The organism is Mesorhizobium sp. M7A.F.Ca.US.005.03.2.1, assembly GCF_003997795.1.
Taxonomy (GTDB): domain Bacteria; phylum Pseudomonadota; class Alphaproteobacteria; order Rhizobiales; family Rhizobiaceae; genus Mesorhizobium; species Mesorhizobium ciceri.
The window spans coordinates 1-6,336 of record NZ_RZRP01000339.1; the positions used below are offsets into that span (position 1 = coordinate 1).

Below are 6,336 nucleotides of genomic sequence, written 5' to 3' on the forward strand. Positions count from 1 at the left end.
TCGGCACGGTCGGCGGCGCAATCCTTCTAACCACGCTCGGCACGATGATCTCCGCCATTGGACTCAGCGAGGGATGGCGCACCGTCATCGAGGGCGGGATCATCGTTGGCGCGCTGCTGGTGCTGCGGGGCGAGTTCCTGACCCACATCGGCAATCGGATGCTGACGCGCAGGAAATGACCATGCCCCTGCTTGCAATGTTTCTTTCGATTGTGAGAACGTTCTCACAAGCTATGGCCCGGCACGCAAGGGCCAAATTCCAAAGGGAGGTTGATGCAAATGAAGCTATTAAAAACACTAGGTCTGGCCGCGTCGCTGACGCTTGCCACAGCTGTGAGCGTCGGGACGGTCGTCGACCAGGCCGACGCGCAGGACAAGAAGCTCAAGGTTTATCTGTCGCTGAGCTATAGCGGCAACTCGTGGCAGTCGGAGGCCGCGAACATTGTCAAGGCGCTGGCGCAGACGCCGCCCTACGACAAGACGGTGGAACTGAAGGAGGTGATTTCCGGCACCGATCCGCAGGCGCAGATCTCGGCCTATGAAAGCATGATCCAGGATGGCGCCGACGGCATCATCAGCTTCCCGATCTCGTCGACGGCGTTGAACCGCACCATACATCGCGGCTGCCAGAAAGGCGTGCTGTTCTTCATGTACGACGCCACGGTAACCGAGCCCTGCGCCTACAACGTCAGCTACATCACCGCCGGCTTTGGCGAGAACACCGCCCAGGCGCTGGTCAATATCCTTGGTGGCAAGGGCAATATCTTCCTCAGCCGCGGCGTTCCGGGCAACTCGGTCGACAAACGCCACACCGACGGCGCAATGCACATCTTCAGCCAGTATCCCGGCATCAAGGTGGTCGCCGAATACTATTCCTACTGGGATGACCGCACCACGCAGCAGGAGACGGCCAAGGCGCTCGCCGCACATCCGGACGTCGACGGCATCTGGGCCCAGGCTGGCGAATACGGCGCGATCCAGGCGCAGCTTGACAAGGGCAACAAGCTCGTGCCGATGACCGGCGAGAACTCTGACGGCTTCCGCCTCGGCCTGGCCGATCCGAAGATGCAGGGCATGGGGCTCAAGGGCGTCTCGGCCGGCTCGCCGCCTGCCACCTCCGGCTACGCCTTCAAGCTGATGATGGAGATCCTCACCAAGAAGCGCGACCTGAAGCCGATGAACGTCGAGTACCCGCTGCCGTGGGTGCCGGCCGATAAGGTCAAGCCCTGCAAGGGCGACACCTTCGCCGACGGCTGCAACGTCTTTCCGTCAGACAAGGTGCCGTCGTCCTTCGTCACCGAGGTCTTCAATCCCGAGCTGCTGCCGGAACTGTCGCTGCAGTCGGCGTTGGAGGGCAAGCCAACACCGGGAGCGACCATCCAACCGCTGCCGGCGGATGTAAAGAAGGCGCCCGACGCGCCCGGCATCAACTGCTCGTCCTGCAAGGCTGCGGCCGACGAATACAAGCTGACCAAGATCGAGGCGACAGTGAAGCCTTGACGATCAGCAATGCGATAGATGGACGGCGTCGTGCCGTCCATCCGACTCAAGACAAGGATGAGAACATGCCGACCTTTCTGAAGCGGGGCAGGGATCCCGAGGCTGTTGCCCAGGGCGACGCGGCCGTGCGAACGACCGTCGAAACGGTCCTCGCCGATATCGAAAAACGCGGCGACGACGCCGTCCGGGAACTGTCGGAGCGTTTCGACAAATGGTCGCCGCCGAGCTTCCGGCTGAGCGACAGCGATATAGAGCAGGCCATGTCCGAAGTCTCGGCAAGAGATCTTGAGGACATCCGCTTCGCCCAGGTGCAGGTCCGCAATTTCGCGGAAAAGCAGCGCGCCTGCCTGCAGGACCTCGAGGTGGAAACGCTGCCAGGTGTCGTCCTTGGCCACAAGAACATCCCCGTTGAGACGGTTGGCTGCTACGTGCCGGGCGGCAAATATCCAATGGTCGCTTCCGCGCATATGAGCGTGGTCACAGCGAAGGTCGCCGGCGTGAAGAAGATCGTCGCATGCGCGCCACCGTTCCAGGGCGGGCCACACCCGGCCATCGTCGCTGCCATGCACTTGGGCGGCGCCGACGAGATCTACGTTTTGGGCGGTATCCAGGCCGTCGGCGCCATGGCGCTCGGAACCGAGACCATCGGACGCGTCGACATGCTTGTCGGTCCCGGCAACGCCTTCGTTGCTGAAGCCAAGCGCCAGCTCTACGGCCGCATCGGCATCGATCTGTTCGCCGGCCCGACCGAGACGCTGGTGATCGCTGACGACAGCGTCGACGGGGAGATTTGCGCGACCGACCTGCTTGGCCAGGCCGAACATGGTCCCACAAGCCCGGCGGTGCTTCTGACCAATTCGCTAAAGCTGGCGCGCGACACCATGGCGGAGATCGAACGTCAGTTGAAAATCCTGCCGACGGCCGAAATCGCTGCCAGGGCATGGGCCGACTACGGCGAGGTGATCGTATGCGATTCCTACGAGGAAATGGTTGTGGAAGCCGACCGGATCGCCTCCGAGCACGTGCAGGTGATGACGCGCGATCCCGACTACTTTCTCGACAACATGCGCAATTACGGCGCACTGTTCCTGGGTCCACGCACCAACGTTGCCTATGGCGACAAGGTCATCGGCACCAATCATACGCTGCCGACCAAGAAGGCGGCCCGCTACACCGGCGGTTTGTGGGTTGGCAAGTTCATCAAGACCTGCACCTATCAGCGCGTCCTGACCGACGAAGCGAGCGCTATGATCGGCGAGTACTGTTCGCGCCTGTGCGTCCTGGAAGGATTCTACGGACATGCCGAGCAGGCCAACATCCGGGTTCGCCGCTACGGAGGTCGCAACGAGGCCTAAGGCTGCGCGCCAACGGAGTTTTCATGTCGGTCATCGCCCGTAACAAAAGCAGCAAGCCACGCCTGACCGTAAAGGATCTGGCGCGCGACCTCGGCATGTCTGTCGCGACCGTGTCCAGGGCCTTTCACGCCGACGCCGTGATCGCCAAGGAAACGCGGGACGTGGTGCTGAACCGGGCGCGGGAGATCGGCTATTCGCCGAATCCCTTCGCTCGCAGCCTCATCACCAAGAAGACGCGCATCGTCGGCGTGGTCGTCGCCGACATCACGAACCCGTTCTATCCGGAAGTGCTGACCCGGCTCACCACCGAACTGCGCGCCATCGACATGAATGTGATGCTGGTCGCTGCCGACCAGTCTGGTGAGGTCGACCAGGCACTGCGCCTTCTCCTCAACTACCAGCCCGACCTCGCCATCATCCTCGCGGCGACCTTGTCTTCGGAAGCCGCGCAGGAGTGCCGCAAGGCCGGCACGCCGGTGATTTTCTTCAACCGACTGTCGGCCGACGACCACGCTTTCGGCATCTCCTGCGATAACATCCTTGGCGGTCGCCGCATTGCCGACTATCTGGCCGATACGGGCCACCGGCGCCTGGCCTACATCGCCGCACTGGCGGATGCCTCGACCAATGTCGCCCGTCACCGCGGCTTTAGCGAACGCGCGGTCGAGCGCGGCCTTGCAGAGCCTGCCGTCATCGATGCGGGGCAATTCAGCTATCACGCTGGCTATCAGGCCGCCCACAAGCTGCATGATCTCGAAAAGATGCCCGACGGCGTGTTCTGCGCCAACGACATTCTCGCCATCGGCTTCCTCGACGGTGTGCGGGAACTGGGGCTTAGCGTGCCGGACGACATCTCGATCGTCGGCTTCGACGATATCGAAATGGCGCACTGGCCCTCGCACGGTCTGACGACCGTCAAGCAGCCCATCGAAAAGATGCTGGAGGCGACGGTCTCGCTGGCCAAGGAATTGGGCACGAATGCTGGCCGGGAGCCGGTCGTGCAGATGATTGCGCCCGGCCCCGTGATCGAGCGGGCGACGACACGCAGGAGGGACCATGACTGATCCATCCGCGAAGCGATTCTTCGAACGCGCGCTCTCCGTTCACCGCTATGACTGCGAGCTGGTTGCAGCGCCGCAGCCGTCGTCCGCTGAAAGTGGGGAATCCCAGCCGCTCATCGATCAGGATGGGGCGACCGACGAGGCTGTCGTCCGCTATGTCGTTGCCACCCGTCCCATCTATGACGGTCTGCGCCGACTGATCGGGCAGGTCGCGGGCTTGCTGGTTCTGGCCGAAGCTGGCGGTCGCCGCGATGTGCTCGACCTGCCGGATATCCCGGCGGCCTGTGAACAATGGGCCGAGGTCAAGCGGCGACTGGGCGCCTTGCAGCCGCCGCGCGGTCTGGAGGCCCATCGCGTGCGCTTGGAGTCTGCGCACGCGACGCTCGGCGAAGTGCTTGACGAATTCGGCCTGGCTCGGCTGTGGCGCGACTGGCAGCAGCATCTCGACCGCGCAGCGGAGAGAATCAAGCACGCCTATGCCTGGCTGCAGGCGGCGTCGGAGCCTCGAGCCGGCATGACGCCGATCGATTTCAATCATGCCTGCTGCAGTTGTGCACAGCGCTGGCGAAAACAGGGAGGAAACGATGGGTCAGTATTCGATCTGGGTGCTTGAGTACAGCTACGTCACCAACTACCACAGGAGCGGCGTGCTCTACGGCGCCCACAATCAGGGTCACGTCAAGCTTCCCTACTGCTATGCGCTGATTAAGGGCAACGGCCACGTCGCCATGGTCGATGTTGGCTACAATAACAAGGACTACGGCAAGCATCTCGGCGACAAGTTCGGCGTCGAAAACTGGCACTCGCCCGAGGCCGTCCTCGGCGAGATCGGCCTGTCGCCGATAGACGTCGACACGGTCTTCGTCACGCACGCCCACTTCGACCATTTCGGCAATGTCGAGGACTTCCCTAAAGCGACTTTCTACATCCAGGAGCGGGAAATCGCGAAATGGGTCTGGGCGATGTCGCTGCCGGACCGCATGCGCTGGATGAACGTCGCCGTCGACCCTGGCGATATCGTGCGCGGTGTCGATCTTGCCCGCCAGAAGCGGCTGGTGACGATTGATGGGGCAAAGCAGGACGTGCTCCCGAATGTCGATCTCAATCCCGCCTTCGATAGCCACACCTACGGTTCGATGTGGGTCACCATACGCAACGGCAAGGAAGATACCTGGGTACTGGCAGGCGATCTGGTCTATGTCTTCGACAATATCGAGGGCTCGGGAGCTGCCGTCGATATCGAGACGCTCTACGTTCCGGTGGGGTTAGCGGTCGGCAGCCAGACAAATCTCGTGCTGGCCACCGAGGAGATGATGAAGCAGGTGAATTACGAGGCGCGGCGCGTCATTCCCATCCACGAAGAGCGGCTGAAGGACCGTTTCCCGTCGCGCATCACCAAGGATGGCCTGCGCATCACTGAAATCTGCCTGGCGGACGGCGAGAAATCGTGGGTGCAGTAGTGGACGCAATCCGCAAGGTCGCCATTATCGGGGCAGGGCTCGTCGGCCGCGGCTGGGCGATCGTTTTCGCCCGGGCGGGACATCAGGTGACCATCTACGATGGTAGCGACGACATCCGCGCGAAGGTGATTGACAGGATCCGCGCCAGTCTTGCCGACATGAAAGAAGCTGGGCTGATCGACGCAATCGATCCAGTCATCCGGCGGTTGAGCGTTGTCGACACCCTGGAGGAGGCGGTCGCCGATGCCGACTATATCCAGGAGTCGGTGCTCGAACGGCGCGATGTCAAGGAGGCCGTCTGCCTCGAAATCGATCGGGTCATGCGGCCCGACGCCGTCGTTGGCAGTTCAAGCTCAGGTATACCTGCCTCGGCGTTTACGGCACCATGTGCAAACCGCGCACACTTCCTCGTGGTGCATCCGGTAAATCCGCCACATCTGGTCCCGTTGGTCGAATTGGTTCCGGCGCCATGGACGGACGCAAACATCGTTCCATGGCTTCGGGCACAAATGGAAGCCGTGGGTCAGGCGGCCATCGTCGTGCGCAAGGAGGTCGAAGGCTTTGTGCTGAACAGGCTTCAGGGCGCGTTGCTCAACGAAGCCTGGGCATTGCTTGAGGAAGGCGTCGCAAGTGCCGCCGACATCGATCTGACCGTGTCGCACGGGCTTGGCTACCGCTGGTCCTTCATGGGGCCGTTCGAGACGATCGACCTCAACGCGCCAGGTGGGATTGCCGATTATGCACGGCGTCTGGGGCCGCTCTACCACGCGATCGCGCTGGAAAGGCGCGATCCGGCGCCTTGGTCCGAAGCGCTCGTCAGCAAAGCCGAGGCCGCGCGCCGCGAAAAGCTGCCGGCCTCCCGCCTCGGTGAGCGCAGCGCCTGGCGCGAATGGTTGTAGCCGACGACGACCGACGCCCCTTCGTGTGCGCGCCTCGCTACAATCTGCCCGCCGATACCACC

Annotated in this window: 6 protein-coding genes; all 6 read left to right on the top strand. The window is 62.6% G+C overall.

What is annotated here, in order from left to right; all coding sequences use genetic code 11:
• The first annotated feature begins 278 nt into the window (after nucleotides 1-278).
• The 6 genes from EN991_RS19200 to EN991_RS19225 all read left to right on the top strand — a co-directional run bounded on the left by EN991_RS19200 (nucleotide 279) and on the right by EN991_RS19225 (nucleotide 6,274).
• Nucleotides 279-1,499 (top strand): sugar ABC transporter substrate-binding protein, encoded by a 1,221-nt coding sequence (locus EN991_RS19200; protein WP_245461008.1) that lies wholly within the window; start codon nucleotides 279-281, stop codon nucleotides 1,497-1,499.
• A gap of 65 nt (nucleotides 1,500-1,564) precedes the next feature.
• The gene (gene hisD, locus EN991_RS19205; protein ID WP_064994852.1) at nucleotides 1,565-2,854 is read left to right on the top strand and encodes a histidinol dehydrogenase; all 1,290 of its coding nucleotides are present in this window, start codon (nucleotides 1,565-1,567) and stop codon (nucleotides 2,852-2,854) included.
• A gap of 23 nt (nucleotides 2,855-2,877) precedes the next feature.
• On the top strand, nucleotides 2,878-3,918 hold the full coding sequence (locus tag EN991_RS19210) for a LacI family DNA-binding transcriptional regulator (RefSeq protein WP_064994844.1): 1,041 nt from the start codon (nucleotides 2,878-2,880) through the stop codon (nucleotides 3,916-3,918).
• A complete protein-coding gene (locus EN991_RS19215) occupies nucleotides 3,911-4,528 on the top strand; it encodes a hypothetical protein (protein WP_127369320.1) in 618 nt (205 codons plus the stop codon). The genes EN991_RS19210 and EN991_RS19215 overlap by 8 nt, the downstream gene beginning before the upstream one ends.
• Complete coding sequence (locus tag EN991_RS19220) at nucleotides 4,500-5,375, top strand: N-acyl homoserine lactonase family protein (protein WP_127369321.1); 876 nt, start codon at nucleotides 4,500-4,502, stop codon at nucleotides 5,373-5,375. The genes EN991_RS19215 and EN991_RS19220 overlap by 29 nt, the downstream gene beginning before the upstream one ends.
• The gene (locus tag EN991_RS19225) at nucleotides 5,363-6,274 is read left to right on the top strand and encodes a 3-hydroxyacyl-CoA dehydrogenase (RefSeq protein ID WP_245461009.1); all 912 of its coding nucleotides are present in this window, start codon (nucleotides 5,363-5,365) and stop codon (nucleotides 6,272-6,274) included. Before EN991_RS19220 ends, EN991_RS19225 begins: the two co-directional genes overlap by 13 nt.
• Nucleotides 6,275-6,336: the final 62 nt, after the last annotated feature.